This is a genomic window from Acinetobacter populi, from assembly GCF_002174125.1.
Lineage (GTDB): Bacteria > Pseudomonadota > Gammaproteobacteria > Pseudomonadales > Moraxellaceae > Acinetobacter > Acinetobacter populi.
Map to the genome: position 1 here is coordinate 1,158,570 of NZ_NEXX01000001.1, position 21,664 is coordinate 1,180,233.

At 40.7% G+C, this 21,664-nt stretch carries 20 protein-coding genes; 11 read left to right on the top strand and 9 right to left on the bottom strand.

The genetic code is table 11. From position 1 onward, the window contains the following. Nucleotides 1–21 precede the first annotated feature (21 nt). The 3 genes from CAP51_RS05410 to serB form a co-directional block, all read right to left on the bottom strand. Nucleotides 22–501, bottom strand: coding sequence for an SCP-2 sterol transfer family protein (locus CAP51_RS05410; RefSeq protein WP_087619695.1), 480 nt, complete (start codon nucleotides 499–501; stop codon nucleotides 22–24). Between the two features lie 180 nt (nucleotides 502–681). After that, on the bottom strand, nucleotides 682–1,017 hold the full coding sequence (gene aciT / locus CAP51_RS05415; protein ID WP_087619696.1) for an AciT family ciprofloxacin tolerance protein: 336 nt from the start codon (nucleotides 1,015–1,017) through the stop codon (nucleotides 682–684). A 432-nt stretch (nucleotides 1,018–1,449) separates the two neighbouring features. Next, nucleotides 1,450–2,667 (bottom strand): phosphoserine phosphatase SerB, encoded by a 1,218-nt coding sequence (gene serB, locus CAP51_RS05420; RefSeq protein ID WP_087619697.1) that lies wholly within the window; start codon nucleotides 2,665–2,667, stop codon nucleotides 1,450–1,452. A gap of 87 nt (nucleotides 2,668–2,754) precedes the next feature. Here serB and CAP51_RS05425 point away from each other — a divergent pair, with 87 nt between their 5' ends. From CAP51_RS05425 to glmS, 8 genes are all read left to right on the top strand, one after another. Then, nucleotides 2,755–4,029, top strand: coding sequence for a hypothetical protein (locus CAP51_RS05425; RefSeq protein WP_087619698.1), 1,275 nt, complete (start codon nucleotides 2,755–2,757; stop codon nucleotides 4,027–4,029). Nucleotides 4,030–4,287: 258 nt separating this feature from the next. Beyond that, the gene (gene ribBA, locus CAP51_RS05430; protein WP_087619699.1) at nucleotides 4,288–5,403 is read left to right on the top strand and encodes a bifunctional 3,4-dihydroxy-2-butanone-4-phosphate synthase/GTP cyclohydrolase II; all 1,116 of its coding nucleotides are present in this window, start codon (nucleotides 4,288–4,290) and stop codon (nucleotides 5,401–5,403) included. 149 nt (nucleotides 5,404–5,552) lie between these two features. After that, complete coding sequence (gene ribH / locus CAP51_RS05435; RefSeq protein ID WP_087619700.1) at nucleotides 5,553–6,023, top strand: 6,7-dimethyl-8-ribityllumazine synthase; 471 nt, start codon at nucleotides 5,553–5,555, stop codon at nucleotides 6,021–6,023. A gap of 18 nt (nucleotides 6,024–6,041) precedes the next feature. Next, nucleotides 6,042–6,488, top strand: a complete 447-nt coding sequence (gene nusB, locus CAP51_RS05440; RefSeq protein WP_087619701.1) for a transcription antitermination factor NusB — start codon at nucleotides 6,042–6,044, stop codon at nucleotides 6,486–6,488. Nucleotides 6,489–6,506: 18 nt separating this feature from the next. After that, nucleotides 6,507–7,433, top strand: a complete 927-nt coding sequence (gene thiL / locus CAP51_RS05445) for a thiamine-phosphate kinase (RefSeq protein ID WP_087619702.1) — start codon at nucleotides 6,507–6,509, stop codon at nucleotides 7,431–7,433. Beyond that, nucleotides 7,414–7,926: a phosphatidylglycerophosphatase A family protein gene (locus CAP51_RS05450; RefSeq protein WP_213062672.1), complete on the top strand. Its 513-nt coding sequence runs from the start codon at nucleotides 7,414–7,416 to the stop codon at nucleotides 7,924–7,926. The genes thiL and CAP51_RS05450 overlap by 20 nt, the downstream gene beginning before the upstream one ends. Nucleotides 7,927–7,930: 4 nt before the next feature. Then, nucleotides 7,931–9,292 (top strand): bifunctional UDP-N-acetylglucosamine diphosphorylase/glucosamine-1-phosphate N-acetyltransferase GlmU, encoded by a 1,362-nt coding sequence (gene glmU, locus CAP51_RS05455; RefSeq protein ID WP_087619704.1) that lies wholly within the window; start codon nucleotides 7,931–7,933, stop codon nucleotides 9,290–9,292. An 18-nt stretch (nucleotides 9,293–9,310) separates the two neighbouring features. Further along, the gene (glmS, locus tag CAP51_RS05460) at nucleotides 9,311–11,149 is read left to right on the top strand and encodes a glutamine--fructose-6-phosphate transaminase (isomerizing) (protein WP_087619705.1); all 1,839 of its coding nucleotides are present in this window, start codon (nucleotides 9,311–9,313) and stop codon (nucleotides 11,147–11,149) included. Nucleotides 11,150–11,319: 170 nt separating this feature from the next. Here the strand turns inward: glmS and CAP51_RS05465 are convergent, their stop codons facing one another. From CAP51_RS05465 to CAP51_RS05485, 5 genes are all read right to left on the bottom strand, one after another. After that, nucleotides 11,320–13,023 carry an NAD-dependent malic enzyme gene (locus CAP51_RS05465; protein ID WP_087619706.1) on the bottom strand — a complete coding sequence of 568 codons (1,704 nt, stop codon included), beginning with the start codon at nucleotides 13,021–13,023 and terminating at the stop codon, nucleotides 11,320–11,322. A 316-nt stretch (nucleotides 13,024–13,339) separates the two neighbouring features. Then, nucleotides 13,340–15,361 (bottom strand): TonB-dependent receptor domain-containing protein, encoded by a 2,022-nt coding sequence (locus CAP51_RS05470; RefSeq protein WP_087619707.1) that lies wholly within the window; start codon nucleotides 15,359–15,361, stop codon nucleotides 13,340–13,342. 419 nt (nucleotides 15,362–15,780) lie between these two features. Next, nucleotides 15,781–16,350 (bottom strand): single-stranded DNA-binding protein, encoded by a 570-nt coding sequence (ssb, locus tag CAP51_RS05475; RefSeq protein WP_087619708.1) that lies wholly within the window; start codon nucleotides 16,348–16,350, stop codon nucleotides 15,781–15,783. A 58-nt stretch (nucleotides 16,351–16,408) separates the two neighbouring features. Then, complete coding sequence (locus tag CAP51_RS05480) at nucleotides 16,409–17,770, bottom strand: MFS transporter (protein ID WP_171294742.1); 1,362 nt, start codon at nucleotides 17,768–17,770, stop codon at nucleotides 16,409–16,411. Between the two features lie 105 nt (nucleotides 17,771–17,875). Continuing rightward, nucleotides 17,876–18,286, bottom strand: a complete 411-nt coding sequence (locus CAP51_RS05485) for a GFA family protein (protein ID WP_087619710.1) — start codon at nucleotides 18,284–18,286, stop codon at nucleotides 17,876–17,878. An 88-nt stretch (nucleotides 18,287–18,374) separates the two neighbouring features. Between CAP51_RS05485 and tenA the strand changes: the two genes are divergently transcribed. The 3 genes from tenA to guaD all read left to right on the top strand — a co-directional run bounded on the left by tenA (nucleotide 18,375) and on the right by guaD (nucleotide 21,117). Continuing rightward, a complete protein-coding gene (gene tenA / locus CAP51_RS05490; protein ID WP_087619711.1) occupies nucleotides 18,375–19,049 on the top strand; it encodes a thiaminase II in 675 nt (224 codons plus the stop codon). Nucleotides 19,050–19,209: 160 nt separating this feature from the next. Then, nucleotides 19,210–19,584 (top strand): hypothetical protein, encoded by a 375-nt coding sequence (locus CAP51_RS05495; RefSeq protein WP_087619712.1) that lies wholly within the window; start codon nucleotides 19,210–19,212, stop codon nucleotides 19,582–19,584. 165 nt (nucleotides 19,585–19,749) lie between these two features. Next, nucleotides 19,750–21,117: a guanine deaminase gene (gene guaD / locus CAP51_RS05500; protein ID WP_087619713.1), complete on the top strand. Its 1,368-nt coding sequence runs from the start codon at nucleotides 19,750–19,752 to the stop codon at nucleotides 21,115–21,117. A gap of 10 nt (nucleotides 21,118–21,127) precedes the next feature. On the opposite strand, the gene CAP51_RS05505 is transcribed toward guaD, so the two are convergent. Further along, nucleotides 21,128–21,589, bottom strand: a complete 462-nt coding sequence (locus CAP51_RS05505; protein ID WP_087619897.1) for a GNAT family N-acetyltransferase — start codon at nucleotides 21,587–21,589, stop codon at nucleotides 21,128–21,130. Nucleotides 21,590–21,664: the final 75 nt, after the last annotated feature.

Sequence of the window (21,664 nt, forward strand, 5' to 3'; positions counted from 1 at the left end):
AAAAGGCTTTTTCATGCATGCTTACTTACCAGTTTTAGCTTTAATAAATTGACGAACTTGTTTAATACGCTGTTTGACAGGTTTCGGTAATTTAGGTGGGATCAATTTTGCCGCCTGATTAAACCAGACCAATAAGGAAAAATCACCTTCCATTTTAATATCGCCAGATTGCATTCCAGTCATAAATGCACTTGGATCGCCTTTTAACAGGGTTTTAACAGCATATTGGCTATTGGCAAACTGCAATTTAAAATCCGCAGCTTGTCCATTGGCAACTTCGTCTGATACCTTACCATGATCAATCACGATCTGACGCGCAATCCCATTTTCTACCCCAATCTCGATTCGGAATTTACGGTCATAAATTAATTCAATAAATTTCGGACTTGTGCGGGCAAGTTGCTTCATTCGTAGCACAAGCCCAGCCAATAATAAATCCAAGGGATCAGTAGTGACATCCACTACTGGTAATTTTACAACGGGCAAAGATGATAACTTCATTTAATCTATCCTGGTCATTCTGGTGCTATTCTTGATCTTCAGAGCAATCCTAACATATTCGCTTTTTAAAAAATAAGTGCTCTTGTGTATAAAAACTTATTATTCTCGTGATTTATTCTTAGGCCTATCTTCGCCAACACCCCTTGCCTTACATTTTATTCAACTATTTCTCTCATAATCTCAACCCGTATATTGATGTCGATCATCCTCATAAACGGGTGTATGTTCGATACAGTTGACCTTATCGGCTGTTAATTTTGCATGATGATAATCATATAAAGCAATAATCACGGTAAACCCCAGTAGGCTCACCATAAAGGCACTGATATAACCATATAACAATGGCATCTCAATCACACTCTGAATTGCGACTCTTAACAGTTCCAGACTTCCCCAGAACACCATTCCAGCCGCCATAAATACCAGCCAGTAACGATAACGTGACAGCGCAATTAAAGTGACTGCAAGAGCAACACAAGCTACCCCAAGCATCGTGGTAAAATCTAATGTCATCATTAAAACTCTCCTACAATTGCAACTTTAAAATCGCCCAAAAAAAACACTTTGCTGAACGCACTGAATATAGGTTAAAAAATAAACACAGTATCCCTTACTGATAATCAGATTATGCAGCTTTTTTGAGAGAAGAAAAGCCCCTAAAATTCTCTTAACGACATAAAATGTCGTCGCTTATTTTATCTTCAATGGTAAAGGATCATGTAAATACAGCGCAACCCTATATGTTGTGTGTCTTCGCGAAAGTCAGTTTAAGTAACCAGTTTGTATATTCGCCTCTAATCTTTTTTTTATGTCAAAATATAATCTTATAACTTGTTGATTTTAAATAAAATATAAATAAATCACATTGTAATTACATATTAACTACATCTTACATTCAAACGTTAGATGTAGTTAAGCAAACACTATATATTGTGTCTCTAGCCACACCTAGACACGGTAGATATCTTTATCATGAACACCCAACAAATATAAAATTCCATCTAATCCAACACTAGAAATGGCCTGATTTGCATTTTGGCGCACTAACGGCTTGGCACGAAACGCTACACCCAGACCAGCCAGTGACAACATCGGCAAGTCATTTGCACCATCACCCACTGCGATGGCTTGCTCTGGTGAAATACCAAATTTATTGGCCAAATCCTGTAACAGTTGTGCTTTACGCGCACCATCAACAATCTGACCTTTGACTTCCCCTGTGACAATGCCATCATGAACATCCAAAACATTGGCATGTACTTCATCAATCCCAAGTTTTTGCTGTAAATATTCGGCAAAGTACTGAAACCCACCCGATAAAATCGCGGTTTTATACCCCAGAGAACTTAGAGTAGAAATTAATTTTTCTGCACCATCAGTAATCGTCAGACGTTCGGCAATTTTTGGTAGAACATTGGCATCCAGACCTTTGAGTAATGCCACCCGCGCACGAAAACTTTGTTGAAAATCAAGCTCGCCCAGCATGGCACGTTCGGTAATTTCGGCAACCTGGGCGCCCACACCTGCCTCAAGTGCCAGTTCGTCAATCACTTCCTGTTCGATCAAGGTCGAATCCATATCAAAGCAAACCAAGCGGCGATTACGACGATAGACATTGTCTTCCTGAACAGCGATATCGATATTTTGTTCTGCACTCAGCAGCAAACATGCCGAACGCATGGCATGCGCATCCAGCATTTGCCCACTTAAGCCAAATTGAATACAGGCCGGACTTCGATCACCAGATTTTGCCAGTGTCAAACGTCCAGACAAACGCGTGACTGTTTCGATATTAAAGCCTTGATCCGATACAATTTTGGTGACTGCCTGCAAATGGGTTGCGGTCAATTCAGGTGCCAATACCGTGACAATATATTTGGTTCGTCCGCCATCTTTTACCCACTGTTCGTATTCCTGTACGGGAATGGGTTTAAAGCGTACAGTCAGTCCAATATCATGTGCCAGAATAAGAATTTCTTTCATGGCAAGGGCTGTCGCCGTTTGATCTTCCGAGCTCACAACAATGCCAAGCGTCAGTTGATTATGGATGACAGCTTGTCCAACATCCAGAATCTGCAAAGAATGTACAGACAAAGCCTGCATAAGTCGGGTAAACTGATTAGGTTGATCTGGGCCTAAAAAGGAAATAAGAATGATTTCTCGCATGAGGATAACTCTGGTTTGAGTAGCATCTAACTATAAAATTGATAGAATGATAATCGATATTGAAACTATTTGCCTTGGAAGTTTAACTTGAATGCACCTCGTCAAGGGCTTTTTGCAAGCCTACTCATTTTAAGTTTTGCGCTACACAGCATTTTAATGGTGGTGGCGACAAATTATTACCTAAAAGATAACCGTGCAATTCAGGGCGAGTTACTGACTCGTCAGCTGGTCACAGACAGTATAAATGAACTGGATCCACCCAATACTGTTGCACTGGCATTGCTGACTTCCCGCTATGCCACCAATCCAAGTATTGCTTCATTACGCATTCTAGACCAAAGCGATCGCGTACTGGCAACTGCCGGTGCCAATAAAACCCGTCAGGGTGAAGTCTTTGTCCGTGATGCCTTACTCAATGAACAGAAAATTGGCCGCATAGAGGTTACACTGATTAAGCCAAGTATTGGTGAGCAATTACGTAATCTATGGCTACCCTTATTATTATCGCTGATTCTTCATAGCCTGTTATGGCTCGGCTACCGTACCATTGCCCGACCTACACGTTCAGAATTTCTGGCAAAAATGAAGCGTGAAGCACAACTCAAACATGAGATTCAACGCCTTGCTGATGCGCTGGAACAGGAAAAACATCAAGCTAGCCTTGCCATTGCAAAAGCACAACAGTTGTATCAAAAGCCTAGAACCCTGCAAAACCTTCAGGATGCTTTACAGCAAACCGAACAGGGCAATGATATTTATCTCAGCATTCAATTTTACGATCCTAAACAACTCTTAGGTACCGTGAACCAGTCTATCGCGCAGACCTACTTTAATATTGCACAGTTATTTTTAAACAAGGTGGTCGAGCTCTGTAGCAGCCATTATCAGCTCAAGGAAAATGAGCTGGAAATTATCCAGCCATTCTTTGATGATGGCGCATTGGTCAAAATTTCTAGTAAAAATGCAAACCTGATTAGTGCCCTAGTCCAAGTGGCCGTGGTGTTTCAATTACTCTCTGAAGCGATGTATAAACGCTACCGAGAAGAAAAACGCTTTGCATTGCAAACGCGTTGTGCAATTGCAGAAGAATTACCCAATATGCAACTTCCTGCTGATAAAGCGGCAATTCGACTGGCGCAATATTTACATGCCAAAGAAACTGCAATTTATCTAAGCAAACCTTCATTTAAAGATGTACGCCATTGCTACGAACTGGTGGCTTTACCTAATCCGTCCAATGCCTTAACACGTGAAGCCATGCTATTACACGGTCTGAATAATGAATGTGCCCAAAGCGCACAGGATATGCGTAATCAGATTTTATCTGGTCGCAAACCGCAACATGATGAACAGGACAACTAGAATCGTACATGAATAATTAAAAAGAGATGCAATGATGTGAAATACAGCATTGCATCTCCTTTAAATGGTCACGATATACTTTTTTATCATAATCACATGATAAAATTGGTGGTATCAGGCCGAGAAATATCAACACAACAATTAAAAATCCGCTAAACTATGCCGATTTATTTTATCAATCTATCCGGTGTATAAAACATTCGTATCCGAATCTTTAACGCCTATTTCAGATGAACCATCAAGCAAAGGTGAATATAGATGCCATTAAATAGCGTCGAAGAACTTGTTGCCGACATCCGTGCAGGAAAAATGGTCATCCTTATGGATGATGAAGATCGTGAGAATGAAGGCGATCTGGTGATTGCTGCAACCCATATCCGTCCTGAAGATATCAACTTCATGATTACCCATGCACGTGGTCTGGTTTGCTTAACCTTAAGCAAAGAGCGCTGCCAGCAATTAAACCTTCCGCTGATGGTTGACCAGAACGGCGCGCAGCACGGTACCAATTTCACCTTATCGATTGAAGCAGCAGAAGGTATTTCGACTGGGATTTCTGCCACAGAACGGGCACATACCATTCGTACAGCGGTTGCAGCTCATGCCAAACCAGCCGACATCGTACAACCAGGCCATATTTTTCCATTAATGGCACAACCCGGTGGTGTATTACATCGTGCAGGGCATACCGAAGCAGGTTGTGATCTGGCACGTCTTGCAGGACTGGAACCGGCATCTGTCATCTGCGAAATTATTAAAGAAAATGGCGAAATGGCGCGTCGCCCCGATTTGGAAATTTTTGCCGAAAAACATGGCATTAAAATCGGTACCATTGCCGATCTGATCCATTATCGCATGACCAATGAACAAACTGTTTCACGCGATGAAATCAGTACCATTCAAACTGAATATGGTGATTTTCAGCTTTATCGCTATCATGAAATTGGCAGCCCAGCAGTGCATCTGGCATTGGTTAAAGGCAATCCAAAAGAAGGCGTCACCACAGTTCGTGTGCATGGTTTTAATCCAGCAAGGGATCTGTTAAAACTCAATAAAATTGATGGTACACCTGCCTGGAATCTGGACAATGCACTCAAAGAAATTTCCAAGCGTGAACGCGGTGTGCTGGTCTGGATTGGACAAAACCAGTTACCAGATTTAGGACCTGCCCTGTTGCAACTAAGTCAGCCTCGCCAAGCCAAATCCAATGCAGCATTATCGCAGCAATATCAAACCATTGGTGTTGGTGCACAAATCTTAAGAGATCTGGGCGTAGAAAAAATGAGATTGCTTAGCTCGCCTTTGCGTTTTAATGCATTATCTGGTTTTAATCTGGAAGTTGAGGAATACGTTACCCCAGATCAGGGCGTATAACATTTCCGATGAGCTGATCAACAGAACAGTTCCAGCAAGACCAAATGCGATGCTTAAGGTACAATGACCACATGCAAAGCAGAAAATATATAGATTTAACTTGAACTATCCCACATTCAACATCATCGTTGTGGGTTTGAGGAAACAAAATGGCTATCCGTAAAATCGAAGGTGTATTACATTTGGCAAACGAAGACCGTTATGCCATTGTTGTTGGACGTTTTAACAGTTTTGTGGTTGAGCATCTGCTTGAAGGTGCAATCGACACGCTAAAACGTCATGGTGTTGCTGAAGAAAATATCACTGTGGCTTATGCTCCTGGTGCATGGGAATTGCCAGTGGTTGCTAAAAAACTGGCTGCCACCCAAAAATTTGATGCCATTATTGCTTTAGGTGCAGTCATTCGTGGTAGTACCCCACATTTCGACTTTGTTGCTGGTGAATGTGCCAAAGGCTTGGGTGTAGTTGGTCTGGACAGCACATTACCTGTGATCAATGGCGTATTGACCACCGACAGTATCGAACAAGCCATTGAACGCTCTGGGACCAAAGCCGGTAATAAAGGCTCGGAGGCTGCATTGACAGCAATCGAAATGGTTAATCTATTAAAAGCGATTTAAGAAAAGGCTATCCACGTCATGAATCAAAATTATCCCACCACTTATGCAGCAAAACGTAAAGCACGTCGTTTTGCTGTACAAGGCATTTACGAATGGCAAATGAGTGGCAATCCTGTACATGAAATTGAAGCACGTACCCGTAGTGACAATGCCATGCACAAAGTCGATATTGGCTATTATCACGAATTGCTAAGCCAAGTCGTTCAACAACATGAAGAACTGGATGAAATTCTGATTCCAGCACTGGATCGTGAAATTGAAGCACTCGATGGTGTTGAACTTGCTACCTTGCGTTTAGGGGCTTATGAGCTAAAAAACCATCTAGAAATCCCATATCGTGTGGTGCTGGATGAAGCAATTGAATTAGCCAAACATTTTGGTGGTACAGACAGTCATAAATACATCAATGGTGTACTTGATCGTGTTGCACAGCAGTTGCGCCAAGCAGAAAAGCAACAAGCTTAAGTTTAAAACTGACTGCATATGGCTGAATTTTCAATTATCTCCCGTTATTTTCAATCTCTGACACCACAGAATATTAATGTCGGAATTGGAGATGATTGTGCCATTATTACCCCACCTGCACAGATGCAGTTGGTGAGCTGTGTAGATACGCTGATTGCCGGACGACATTTCCCTTTAGACACACCACCACATGCCATTGGCTGGAAAAGTGTTGCGGTAAATTTGTCCGATCTAGCTGCCATGGGTGCTACACCACACAGCATTTTATTGGCATTAAGCCTCCCCGATATTGATGAAGCCTGGCTTGCCGAATTTAGTCGGGGAATTGCCGATTGCTGTCAAAAATATGGTGTTCAATTAATTGGTGGTGATACCACCCAAAGCCCAACACTAAGCATTTCCATCACTGCTCTCGGCTGGATCAAACCCGATCAGGCAATTTTACGCTCGGGTGCACAAGTGGGTGATGTCATTGTAGTGAGTGGCAAAATTGGCAGTGCAGCCTATGCCCTGCGCCATCCGCACTCCCCTTTGCAACATACTTTAGATTATCCGGAACCGCAGGTGGCGCTTGGTCAAGCCCTACTCGGTTATGCCTCTGCAATGCTGGATATTTCTGATGGTCTAGCACAGGATCTCGGGCATATTCTCGATGATAGTGCTGTAGGTGCAATCCTGAATCTGGAGCAAATTCCTGTTGCAGATGAATTAGCACAACTGGATTTAAACACACGAATGCAACTGGTCCTTGGCGGTGGCGATGACTACCATCTATGTTTTACCATTTCCCCTGACAATTTAAAAAAATTTAAACAACAACATGCTTTTGAGTTGTATAGTATTGGTACAATTCAACAACAGCAGACTTGTCTATATCAATATCAGCAACAAGTTTTTCATCCACAAATTTTAGGATATCAACACTTTGCCAAAGCCTCCGATTAATTTAAACAATGCATCGGCACTTGATAAACTGATCTGGTTTTTGGGTGTTGGCTTGGGTTCAGGACTTTCCCCCAAAGCGCCCGGCACCATGGGATCGCTAGTTGTATTATTACTCTATCCCATCTGGATACAGATAGGTCTGATGGCCAGTATTATCGTCATCATCATCATGTCACTTGTTGGCATTTATATCTGTGGTCGCAGTGCAGATATCATGCAGGTTCACGATGATGGCAGAATCGTCTGGGATGAGTTTGCTGGACAATCCATCGCATTACTGCCACTTGTGTATTTCTATCCATTATTCTCATGGTGGTGGATTTTCATTGGCTTTGCGCTGTTTAGGCTGTTTGATATCTGGAAACCTTTTCCCATTGGTTGGGCAGATCAAAAAGTTTCAGGTGGCTTAGGGATCATGCTGGATGATCTGCTTGCTGGCATCATGGCTGCCATTGTATTTATTGCCATATTGAATTTTGTATCATTAGGATAATACCATGTCGATCACCGTCATTATTCTGGCAGCTGGTAAAGGCACACGGATGAAATCCGCCTTACCCAAAGTATTACAACCACTGGCCAATACACCTTTATTAGGTCATGTGATTCATACCGCAAAACAATTACACCCCAAACGCATCATTACTATTTATGGTCATGGTGGAGAGCTGGTCAAACAAGCTTTTGCCGATGAACAAATTGACTGGGTAGAACAGGCAGAACAATTGGGAACGGGTCATGCAGTACAAATGACTTTACCGGTATTGCCTACTGATGGTTTATCCCTGATTTTATATGGCGATGTACCCTTAGTTTCATTACAAACACTACAACGTCTGCTGGAAGCTTCAAAAGATTCAGGCATTGGTATGATTACCCTGAATGTAGAGGATCCAACAGGTTATGGTCGTATCATTCGGCAGGATGGCAAGATTCAATCAATTATTGAACATAAAGATGCCAATGCCGAGCAACGTCAGATTCATGAAATCAATACCGGCATCTACTGTGTCAGTAATGCCAAACTACATCAATGGTTACCCAAACTTTCCAATCACAATGTACAGGGCGAATATTATTTAACCGATATTATTGCCATGGCAGTAGCAGATGGACTGGAAATTGCTTCCATTGAACCCGAATTCCGCTTTGAAGTAGAAGGTGTAAATGACCGCCTGCAATTGGCAAGGCTTGAATGCGAATGGCAAAATTATCAAGCTGAACAACTGATGCGTCAGGGTTTACATATTGTCGATCCGCACCGTTTTGATTTACGGGGCAGTTTAAAATTTGGTTGTGATGTACGGATTGATATCAATGTCATTATCGAAGGTGATTGTGAACTGGGTGATAATGTGCAGATTGGTGCAGGCTGTGTTTTAAAAAATACCAAAATTGCTTCGGGTACAGTGGTACAACCTTATAGTGTATTTGATTCTGCAATCGTGGGACAAAATAATCAGATCGGACCTTTTTCCCGTTTACGTCCGAATGCCGTACTTGCAGATGAAGTGCATATTGGCAACTTCGTTGAAGTAAAAAACTCCCGGATTGGTTTTGCCAGTAAAGCCAATCACTTTACCTATCTAGGTGATGCCGAAGTAGGTTGTGAAAGTAATATCGGCGCAGGCACAATTACTTGTAATTATGATGGTGCCAATAAACACAAAACTACTATTGGCGATCATGCATTTATCGGGTCAAATAGCGCATTGGTTGCGCCAGTCCATATTGGCAATGGCGCAACGGTGGGCGCAGGTTCGGTCATTACTCGTGATGTCGAAGCACAAAGTCTGGCGGTAGAACGTTCTAAGCAAGTTGCGAGAGCAAACTATCAACGTCCACAAAAGCTAAAATAATTATCCCGAGGTTTATCTATGTGCGGTATTGTTGGCGGTATTGCCGAGCGTAACATTACAGAAATTCTAATTGAAGGTCTAAAGCGACTGGAATATCGTGGTTATGATTCTGCCGGTGTGGCTGTCATTAATCAAGGTCAGCTTTTACGCGAACGCCAAGTCGGCAAAGTGATTAATCTGGCTGATGCAGTTGCCGCACACCATCTACAAGGCAATCTAGGTATTGCCCATACACGCTGGGCAACACATGGCAAACCCTCCGAACAAAATGCCCATCCGCATGCTTCCGGCAATGTAGCCGTAGTACATAACGGTATTATCGAGAACTATCAAGAACTTAAACAAGAACTACAACAACTTGGCTATGTTTTCTCCTCACAAACCGACACCGAAGTGGTTGCCCATTTAGTCAACCATGCTTTAAAACAAACTCCAGATTTATTACAGGCCGTACAAAGTATCGTGCCACGATTAAAAGGTGCTTATGCATTAGGAATCGTCTGGACGGAACAGCCTGATGAACTGATCGCTGTACGTGAAGGTTCACCACTGGTCATTGGTGTCGGTATCGGTGAAAACTTTATCAGTTCTGACCAATTGGCATTATTGCCAGTGACCAATCGCTTTATTTATCTGGAAGAAGGCGATATTGTCCGTTTAAAACGCAACAGTATTGAAATATTTGTCAATGGGCAAGCGATTGATCGTCCAGTGAAAGAACTCGATGCAGCCGTCACAAACAGCAGTAAAGGTGAATATAAACACTTTATGCTCAAGGAAATTTTTGAGCAGCCGGATGCTGTCCAACAAACCATCGCTCAAGCACTTGATGCGGATACCTTAAAACCTGATTTTCTGGCAAAGGCCAATCAAACCTTTGCAGCGATTCAGCAAATCCAAATTATCGCCTGCGGTACCAGCTATCATGCCGGCATGGTGGCTAAGTACTGGTGCGAGCAGATTATTGGTTTGCCTTGTCATGTTGAAATTGCCAGCGAATATCGTTATCGCCATCCGGTGATTGTGGCCAATACCTTATTTTTATGTATCTCACAATCTGGGGAAACAGCCGATAGTTTGGCCGCGTTAAGAGATATCCAGCGTCGTGCCAAACAAAAGCATATTCCTATTCATACCATGGCAATCTGTAACGTATCCACATCTTCCATGATACGTGAAACTGACTTCCATTTATTGACGCTGGCTGGTCCCGAAATTGGTGTTGCTTCCACCAAAGCCTTTACCACCCAACTTGCGGCACTGATGTTGCTGGTATTAAAAATTGGTGAGATTAAACAGACCCTTGCCGAATCATTAAAACAGGACATTATTAAGGCCTTATGGCATTGTCCGAAAGTGCTCAATGAAACACTTAAAAATGACACTGAAATTTTACGCTTATCCAGTCTGTTTGTGGAAAAGCAGCATTGTTTGTTCCTTGGTCGGGGCACACATTTCCCGATTGCCCTTGAAGGTGCATTAAAACTGAAAGAAATTTCATATATTCATGCTGAAGGCTATGCCGCTGGTGAACTGAAACACGGTCCATTGGCACTGGTCGATAATGATATGCCGGTAGTCATTCTGGCACCTAAAGATGAAATGCTGGATAAACTCAAATCCAATATGGAAGAAGTGCAAACCCGTGGCGGTGAACTATTTGTCTTTGCCGATGAGCATAGTGATATTCATGCTCAGGATCGCAAACATGTGGTGCATATTCCACAGGTTTCCGAATGGTTAGCACCGATCATCTACTGTGTTCCGGTACAGTTGCTGTCTTATCATGTGGCTGTATTACGTGGTACAGATGTCGATCAACCTCGTAATCTGGCAAAATCGGTTACTGTAGAGTGATTTAACATATTGTTTTTTAAATATTTATCTCTGACCTTCTCATTTAAAAGAGGGCCAGAGATTTTTTAAATTTAATCAGGTATATATAGCCAGATAAATCTTACCCATATCAAACGTAGAAAATATCCATACTGTAAATCGACTAAACCATTATCTGGTCTAGCTTCTAATTAAAATGGAACACGCTTATATTGACGATATTGCGGTTTCCAGAAATTGTCTTTGATCGCCTGACGTAACTCATCATCACTCAGCAAAGGTGCAACGCCATCTTCCATTGCAGCTTTTGCAACTTTAAACGCAATAATATTGGACACTTTCTGAATTTCATTAATATCCGGCAATAAGTCTGCTTCGATATCAGCCAGTTTTGGCGAACAATCTGCCAAGGCATTACTCGATGCCATCAACATATTATCAGTAACACGTGTTGCACCACTGGCGATCACACCAAGACCAATACCTGGGAAAATATAAGAGTTATTACACTGTGAAATATTATAAATCTTACCTTGGTAATTTACCGGTGCAAATGGACTACCTGTGGCAATCAACGCTTTACCATCTGTCCACTGAATAATATCAGAAGGCACGGCCTCAACTCTTGAGGTAGGATTAGAAAGCGGCAATACAATAGGTCGTTCACAATTGGCTGCCAAAGTCCGAATCACTTCCTCGGTAAATAATCCCGGCTGACCAGATACCCCGATCAATACAGTCGGTTTGGCATTTCTCACCACATCGAGCAAGGAAATGACCTCATTGGCATCACCCCATTGTTCGATTACTTCCGGTTTTTGCGCCAGTTTACGTTGGAAATCCAACAAATTGGGCTGATTTTCAGTAATCAGACCAAAACGATCCACCATATAAACTCGGGCACGTGCTTCCTGATCGGTTAAACCTTCTGCTACCATTTGTGCAATAATTTGTTCTGCAATACCACAGCCAGCAGAACCTGCACCTAAAAAGGCAACTGTTTGATCTTTCAGCTGTTTACCGGCTGCCCGTGATGCAGCGATCAGACTACCTACCGAAACAGCAGCGGTTCCCTGAATATCATCATTAAAACAACATACTTGATCACGATATTTTTCCAGCAAAGGCATAGCATTTTTTTGTGCAAAATCTTCAAACTGAATCAATGCCTTAGGCCAGCGACGTTTAAGTGCAGAAATCACCTGATCGACAAAATCATAATATTCATCACCAGTAATACGTGGTTGACGCCAGCCCATATAAATCGGATCATTTAACAATTGCTGATTATTGGTACCAACATCGAGTGTAATTGGCAAAGTATAGGCAGGACTAATGCCACCACACGCGGTATATAGGGATAATTTACCAATCGGAATCCCCATCCCGCCAATGCCCTGATCACCCAATCCTAAAATACGTTCACCATCCGTAATCACAATGACCTTGATATTCTTTTTATTTACATTGTGTAAAATATCATCAACATATTCACGATTAGGATAAGAAATAAAAATACCACGATGACGACGGTAGATATCAGAAAAACGCTGACATGCTTCCCCAACTGTTGGCGTATAGATGATCGGCATAATTTCGCTTAGGTGGTTACCTAACACATGATAAAACAGTGTTTCATTGGTATCCTGAATATTACGCAGATAAATATGTTTGTTAATAGCACTATTAAAAGCCGAATATTGCTGATAAGAACGCTGACTTTGTTCCTCAATGGTTTCAATTACATGCGGGATCAAACCATATAAATTAAAATTAATACGCTCTTCTTTGGTAAATGCAGAACCTTTATTTAATAAAGGAAGCTCCAACAAGCTATTGCCTGCATAGGCGACATATAATGGATATTGCGGATTGATTACACTTTCTGAAGTCATTTGCCATCTCTTTACTGATTGACATTGTGGTGAAGTATAGACAATGTCGACTACAATTTTCTCATCGTTCAAGCTTAGCTCATCTGAGGACATTTTTGATATTTATAAGCGTGATAAGCATATTAATCTTATTTAGAGAAGGAATGTGAACAATGACTTACGCATCGTTTGTAATTTTAATTATAGTTGTTGATAAGTAATTACACAGGCAAATTACATGAAGCAATTTGCCTGATAGATAACATGCTTAGAATAGATCATAAAAACGCCGGTTCCATCCGAGAATATACCATCATAACAGATGAAACCAAACTTCTTAGAATTTCATATTCATTGCAATGCTATATCGTCTTCCATCCAGAATATAACTATAGCCATCTTCAGTTGTGACATCTTTATTTGCCACATTATAAATACCGCCAGTAAATTTCAAATTGTTACTGTATTTATATACGGCACCTAGATCAACAAATGTGTACGCTGGATCACCGTCACCACTTACTTCTTTTCCTCTATAGTTTGCCTGTGTCCAGAACGACCATTGATCATTCAACTCCCAGTCAAGTCCGGCATTAAACATATGCTTTGGCATATCATTTAAAGGTTCCCCTTTACTTGCCCCGGATTTTTGCTTGCTATCGGTATAGGTATAAGACTGTCTATATTTTAAATTGTCTAAAATATAATAATCTGTCGTAATTTCCAGACCTTTAATCTCAGCTTTATCGATATTGATTACATTTTTCCAGCCATTGGCATTATATGGAAGATATGGATATTTCAGATAAAAATCACTACCTTCTTCAGTACTACCTTCTAATCGTTCGGAACTACTGATTTTATTATCAAAATCTGTATGGAATGCAACTAAACTGCCTTCTAATCCAATATCTGGATTAACATAAGCAAATCCAAGTTCAAAGTTTTTGCTGGTTTCCGGTTTCAGATCAGGGTTTCCGATAGAACCGCCACCTCTGGATACTGAACCAAAATCAGTAGCACCCTGTCTTAAAGTCGGTGCTTTATATCCGGTAGTGTATCCACCTTTTAAATTTAAAGTATCTGTCAACTTATAAACTGCATAAAGTTTCGGGCTAAATTGTCCACCAAAATCTTCGTTATGATCATATCGACCACTCAAAGTTAATGCCAAATCCTGATTTACATTCCAGGTATCTTCAGCAAAAACTGCCCACTGATATCTGTCCAAGGTAGTAATATCACCACCTGACAAACCATTGGTCGCACCGTCCTCAAGTTTTTCCTTTTTATAATTTAAACCAACTGCCAAAGAGTTGGTATCAAAGAAATATGTCCCTTGAGTATTTGCTGTAATGGTTTGATATTCGATACCATAACCTTTAGCGCCGGTCCTTGCATGGTTGATATCTTTATCAAATTGTACATATGAATCAACCAATAAATGATCTTTTTTAAATTGATGCGTCAGGCTGTAATTATATTTTTCCAGTTCAGACGTTGAACCTTCAGTTGTGTCTGAAATACTTTTCCCTGGGGTATTGGTTCTTTCTTGAGTACTATAATCATATCCGAATTTAAGCGTATTATTCTCATCAGGCGTTAAGATGAATTTTCCACTTAAATTTTTTCTTTCAAAGTCTGGATCACTACCTGATTTTGTTGATCCACCACCATTAAAGTTACTTTCATTCTGATTCAACAAGCCTGCCGCCAATTGGAACGACAATAATTTGTTAATAATTGGCGCATTTATAAAAATATTTGTATTTGTACTGTCATTATTTACTTTATTTGATGAGTCTGCCTTAATATATTCAAAATTAATGCTGGTCGTTAATTTGTCCACATGTTTTTTGGTAATAATATTGATTACCCCACCCATAGCATCCGAACCATATAGAGCAGAAGCAGGTCCGCGAATCACTTCTATTCGCTCAATCGCTTCCATCGGTGGTAAGAAGTTGATAGGAGCACCGCCAAAGCTGCCATTTGGACTAAAAGCATCATTACTCTGCATCGGCTTACCATCAATTAGATATAAAGTATAAGATGAACTCATACCCCGAATCATAACAGACTGATTACTTCCGCCACCTGTGACAAAAACACCCGGAACATTTTTTAAAGCGTCAGTGATATCCGTATAAGATTTTTTTTCTAATTCTTCAGCGGTAATGACTGAAATCGAAGCAGCCGCATCAGCAATATTTTGTTCATAACCCGTTGCTGTTACGACGATTGTTTCGAGTTTATTTACATTCTCTTGGGCTTCTTCTGCCGCAAAAACAGGGGTTACCCCAGCGAGTGCAAACAAAACAGACACCGAAAGTGAATTTTTAATCAAGTTTACCTTCATAACAGAATCCTAATTAATTGTTACAAATTAACAACGGCTGCATCATAACAAATGACTACACCTAAGTAAATGATAATTATAATTATTTAGGAATAATAAAGAATCTCATTTGCATTAAGATTAAGTTATTTTACTTAATAATCATTGGTGTAAGACAATGAATTCTAAATAATATATATTTCAGTTTTCCTCTTCATAAAAACAAAGCCAGGCTTACATCTTTCTTAAATATTGATAAATACGATTAAAAATGTATGAATAATTCAAAAAAATGTTTAAACTTTTCTATATTAATTTATTGACAATTTTTCCACCTAACAAAAAATTTTATTTTTTCTTATCAGTTACTTAGAGTAATCCTAATTTAACAAAAAAGCCTGATAAATATCAGACTTTTTCTTTAACATCAAATGTTTATCTCAGAACGGTAGATCATCATCAGGTTCATTTGAAGTATTAACCGGTTGTTGTCTAGGTGCGGCAGGCGCAGATTGAGAGGCCTGATTATAACCGCCGGGATTACCACCATAGCCACCTTGAGGTTGTGCCTGATTATTATTGTTATAACCACCGCCTTGTGGTGCATTATTACTAAAACGCGGCGCATCAAACCCACTATTACCCTGTTGATTCCAACCACCATCCTGTTGTGATGGACGTGAATCCAGCATTTGCATCTGATCACCACGAATTTCGGTCGAATAACGTTCCTGTCCGTTTTGATCAGTCCATTGACGTGTACGCAATGAACCCTCGATATAAACTTTCGAACCTTTACGTAAATATTGTTGAGCAATTTCACCCAGTTTATTATTTAAAACAATACGGTGCCATTCTGTTTGTTCTTTACGCTCACCAGTATTTTTATCTACCCATGATTCACTGGTTGCGATGGAAAAATTACACACCGACCCACCATTAGGAAATGTTTTTGATTCTGGATCACGTCCTAAGGTACCGACTAATATTACCTTATTCACTCCGCGCATGCGCTATTCCTCTTGTATACGATACGTTTCTAGTTTGTGTACTCTATAAGAATTCAGACTAAATCGCTAGCTCTTGGCCTAACAACTGCGACAATTCCTGTCTTGATGTTTCATTTAATTGTTGCTTATCAAGTTTAAGATAGGCGACCTGCTTTTCAGGCATCACGACCACCTCTTCAATACCATGAATCGCCAGTAAAATGGAAGTCCATTCATCCAGTTTTTTTGTTTCAGGTAATGATACGACAATAGAAGACAAATAACGCGGTTGTTTTAAACTAAAAGTTAGGCCCAACCAAACCACCGCAAGCAAAGTCAATAAGCCCCAGCCCCAACTGGTTTGCTCCAAACCTAAAAGTTGCCCACCTAAAACTCCACCACAAAATGCACCTAAAAATTGACTACTGGAATTAATCCCCATTGCGGTAGATTTTGATTGAATGGGAGCAGACTTTGAAAGCCATGAGGGTAATAAGGCTTCCATCACATTAAAGGCAATAAAGAACAGACCTAAGCCTAGTAATAAAACATATTTACTTTGGTAGCCAAAAGCCATAATTCCTAGACCAAAGACAATTGCGATCACCGCAGCAATAAAAATGCCGCGCATTTTGCGATATTTTTCTGCCAGAATAATACTAGGAAAAGCAAAAAACAGACTAATTAACAATAGCGGTAAATAAACCCAGCCTTGCTTTGCCAATGGAATATCTGCATATTCGATCAATTGTGATGGAATAAAAACAAACATGGCAGTAAGTAATAAATGCAGCATAAAAATCGAAATATGCAGGCGATTCAAATCACCCATAGCCAAAACTTGTTTAAGCTGGGCCAGATAACCTTGTGGTGCAACACGATAATGGCGACTGACTTTGGGTACTAAAAACAGCATCAGCATAGCCAGTGTACCCATGATTGTGGTGACCCAGAACAATCCTGAAATACCAACCTTTGTGGTCACCCATGGGCCCAGACTAAAGGCCAGCATAAAAGATAAGCCAATACTCATGCCCATAAATGCCATGGCTTTGGAACGCTGTTCTTCTCTGGTCACATCAGATAATAATGCCATGACCACAGCAGAAACAGCACCACTGCCGGCAATCGCACGACCAAGAATGACCCCATAAATGGAGGTAGAGAGCGCAGCAATCGCACCGCCCACTGCAAATAAAGCCAAACCAATAATAATTAATGGCTTACGGCTAAAACGATCAGCCCATAAACTAAATGGAATTTGTAAACATGCCTGACTTAAGCCATAGATTCCCACCGCCAAACCAATTAATGCTGGCGTTGCACCAGCATACTGCTGTCCTGCCACGGCAAATACAGGAATGATCATAAACAGCCCAAGCATACGTAGTGCAAAAATACTACTCAATGCAAAGGTGGAACGACGTTCAAGGCTATTCATCATCAATACATCTGGCTTATGACATCAACTATATTATAAAGGAAAACAGCCACTAAACAGGTAAATATTTTAGCCATCTATCAGCGTGTAATTTTAAGGTCAGAATTATGTTGGAAAAGCATCAAATTGTGGTACATCATCCAAAATCTGATCCCAATTGGCTTTTGAGCCGACAAAAGCATGTTTGGCAATATGATGTGGAATATCCTCATTAATCAAACCAATACGAATACGATAAATCTCTGGTGCAGTATCTTTCACCGAATAGACAGGACTACCACATTCTCCACAAAAATAACGCTTGGCATCAGGACTTGAAGCAAATGCTTTTAATTGTGCTGCACCTTGTACAAGTTTAAAGATATCTTTATGAACAGGTGCATTTGTTGCAAAAGCTGTTCCGGTGGCTTTACGGCATTTCTGACAATGGCACTGAATAATGTCATTAAAATCATCAAGTAATTCATATTGCACTGCACCGCATAAACAACTGCCATGATATTTTGCCTGTTGCATCTGGTTCCACCCAACACTTGCTAGAGTAATATTCAGGATTATGTTAGAACACTGGATAAAGTCAAGATCAGAAAAAGGAGAATCATACATGTCATTTAGTCAGGATGTTTGGGCACGTAATCTGGATTTATATCAATCTACCTTAAATTTACCCTTTAATCAGGAACTGGCACAGGGCAGTTTAAATCGGGATGCCTTTTGTCATTATGTGATTCAGGACGCCCACTATTTACTTGCCTATGGTCAGGCATTGGCAGTGGCTGCTGCAAAAGCATTTGATGCAGATGATGTGATTCAATTTTCCGAAGCGGCCAAAGTGGCTATTGTGGTAGAACGCAGTTTGCATAACGGATTTATGCAGGATTTTGGCATCAGTAAAGAACTGTTTGAACAGACACCTTTAACGCTGGCCTGTCATCATTATACGACTTTTCTAACTGCAACCGCATGGCGTGAAGCCTATCCGATCGTACTGGCTGCATTGCTACCCTGCTTCTGGATTTATGCAGAAATAGGACGAGCAATTGTACAAAAATCAGTTGCCAATAACCCTTATCAAGCCTGGATTGATACTTATTCAGGAGAAGAGTTCCATACCGCGGTGCATAATGTAATTCGTACCATTGACCGAGTTGCTGCACGATGTAATGCCGATACGTTAACCAAAATGCATGCAGCCTATACCATGGCAGCCAAACTGGAATGGCTGTTCTGGGACAGTGCTTACCAACAACGTAACTGGGATGGATTAGATCACGTTTAGATACAAAAACAGGTATTTTTTGATGATTAAATCCTAAGAATTGTCTTTTTCCGACTTGATTTTTAAAGTTGCATAGCGCATTCTATTTATAAATGATAATCATTATTGATTGTTCGATTTTATGTCAGCTTGACATGATACAAAAATGAGAGGTATGCCTATGCAACATCAAACTCTAGGTACAGAAGCCATTCGTGCTTTCTTTACGCTACAATGCTGTTGGCTTAATAATGAAGAAATCTATTTAGAACAAGGCTGCTTACATTGTGGTTCGGCAGCCACTTACTTAATTTATTATACCAATCGTCATATTCAAGATTTAATGCTGGATTTTATTGCTCGTTATAATTGTCATCATCCCCAACGCTTTGATCTGCGTGATCTGGAAGATTTCGAGCAGAATTATGTGCAATTTCTGGAGCGTCTTGAACTGGAAATTAATCATTATGCCCGGCAACATCATGCCGACCAACGCACAATCACATTTGAGCAGATTAATTCCATTTTTGAAAATCAATATTCAATGGCATGCTAATCGTGGTATTTAATCGCCTGAGTTTGATCAAGTGAAATCAGTATATCTACGCAAGCTTAATCCATCATGGAACAATTATTGCAGCCAAATTAAATCGTTTAAATAATATTTTTTATACGGAGGCTTTTAGGCTTCCGTTGCTAAAATAAAGGCGCAAATTGTTCTATGGATCAATCTTTTTTTCCAGATATTCAACTGGTTATTCAGGCTAATTTCTTTACCGCAAGTTTTCCACAGGAAATTTTATTTTATCCACAGGCACTGCTATGTATCGGCAAGAATGGCAAAATTATCCGCATTATTTGCCGTAATGATGCATCGTATGATCGCTATCGAGCACTGTTTAAACAATTTACCTTGATTCAATATCCAGATCATCATTACCTACTCCCCGGCTTTATCGATTTACATTTACATGCCCCACAATGGCCACAATTGGGCAAGGCACTAGATTTACCCTTAGCAGACTGGTTACAACAACATACCTTCCCACTGGAAAAGAAATATGCCAGTGTTGAATTTGCCCGTCCAATCTATCAAGATATGGTCACAACCTTGTTGGCCAATGGCACTACAACGGTTTTATATTTTTCTTCAATTCATACCCCAGCGAGCTTAGAACTGGCCAGAATCTGCCTACAAAAAGGTCAACGTGCCTTAATCGGTAAGGTCAGTATGGATAATCCCGAACAATGTCCCGAAGATTATATCGAAACAGATACACAACAAGCCTTGCAGGAAGTACGGGACTTTATTGAAGCAGTACGTCAATTGCCACAAAATGAGACGCAACGGGTACAGCCAGTGATCACGCCACGTTTTATTCCGTCCTGTAGCGATGCCATGTTGCAAGGTCTAGGCGAAATTGCACAAGATACAGATTGCCATGTCCAAACCCATTGTTCTGAAAGTGACTGGGCGCATCAATACGGCTTAGATCGTTATGGCAAAACTGATACTGCCACCTTAAACGATTTTGGCCTACTTAGCCGTAAAACCATTCTGGCGCATAGTAATAAAATCACCCAAGATGATTTTTCCCTGATCAAGCAGCAACACGCCGGAATCGCCCATTGCCCGCTGTCTAATTTTTATTTTGCCAATTGCGTTTTTCCTTTAAGACGTGCACTCGAGCAACAGCTTCATGTCGGACTCGGCACAGATGTCGCTGGTGGACATAGTCCATCTTTATTTAATGCCTGTCAGCATGCCATCACTGCTAGTAAAGCCTTACAGGACGGGGTTGATGGCAGCATGGAGGCCGGACAGCGCGGCACACAAGAAGCAGCGATCAGTTATAAAGAGGCATTCTGGCTGGCCAGTGCAGGTGGTGGCATTGCGCTTGATTTACTTGTTGGCCAGATTCGCGAAGATTTTTATTTTGATGTCATGGTGATTGATACCCAGCATCCACACAGTAATTTAAAAATCTTGCCGGATGATCGCCCTGAGGATATCCTGCAAAAAATCATCTATAACACCGAACACCAAAATATTATTGAAGTCTGGGTCGAAGGACAAAAAGTAGTTTAGCACCAATGAGTTAATTTATATCCTGTAATGCTTTTTTATACTGAATAAAACCCGTTTTCACAGCGATATTGTCATAGAGTCGTTGTGCGGTTAAATTGCTTTCCTGCGTTAACCACACCACTCTATCGCAACCTCGTTCTGCGGTCACACGATAAACCTGCTCAATCAATGCACGTCCAACACCTTGACCACGCACATCAGTAATGACATATAAATCCTGCAAGTAAGCATAAGGCTGTTGTGTCCAGCAACTATCGTGTTCAATCACATGCACAATCCCTACCACCTGATCACCATCAATTGCAGCAAAACCATACATATTGTCTTTGTTAGAAGCAATCAACCTGTGCCATGTAAATTCGGCAATTTCCTGTTGAAAAGTTGCATGATAAAAAGCCAAATAAGCTTTCCATAAGGCAAGCCACTGCTCGAAACGGATTGTACTTAATTCTTTAATCTCTAACATTTTCATCCCACCCTCAGTTACAATCTCACTTGAACAATGCAAATTCATCTCCATATATCATAGAGTTTTTCGCCCTCATAA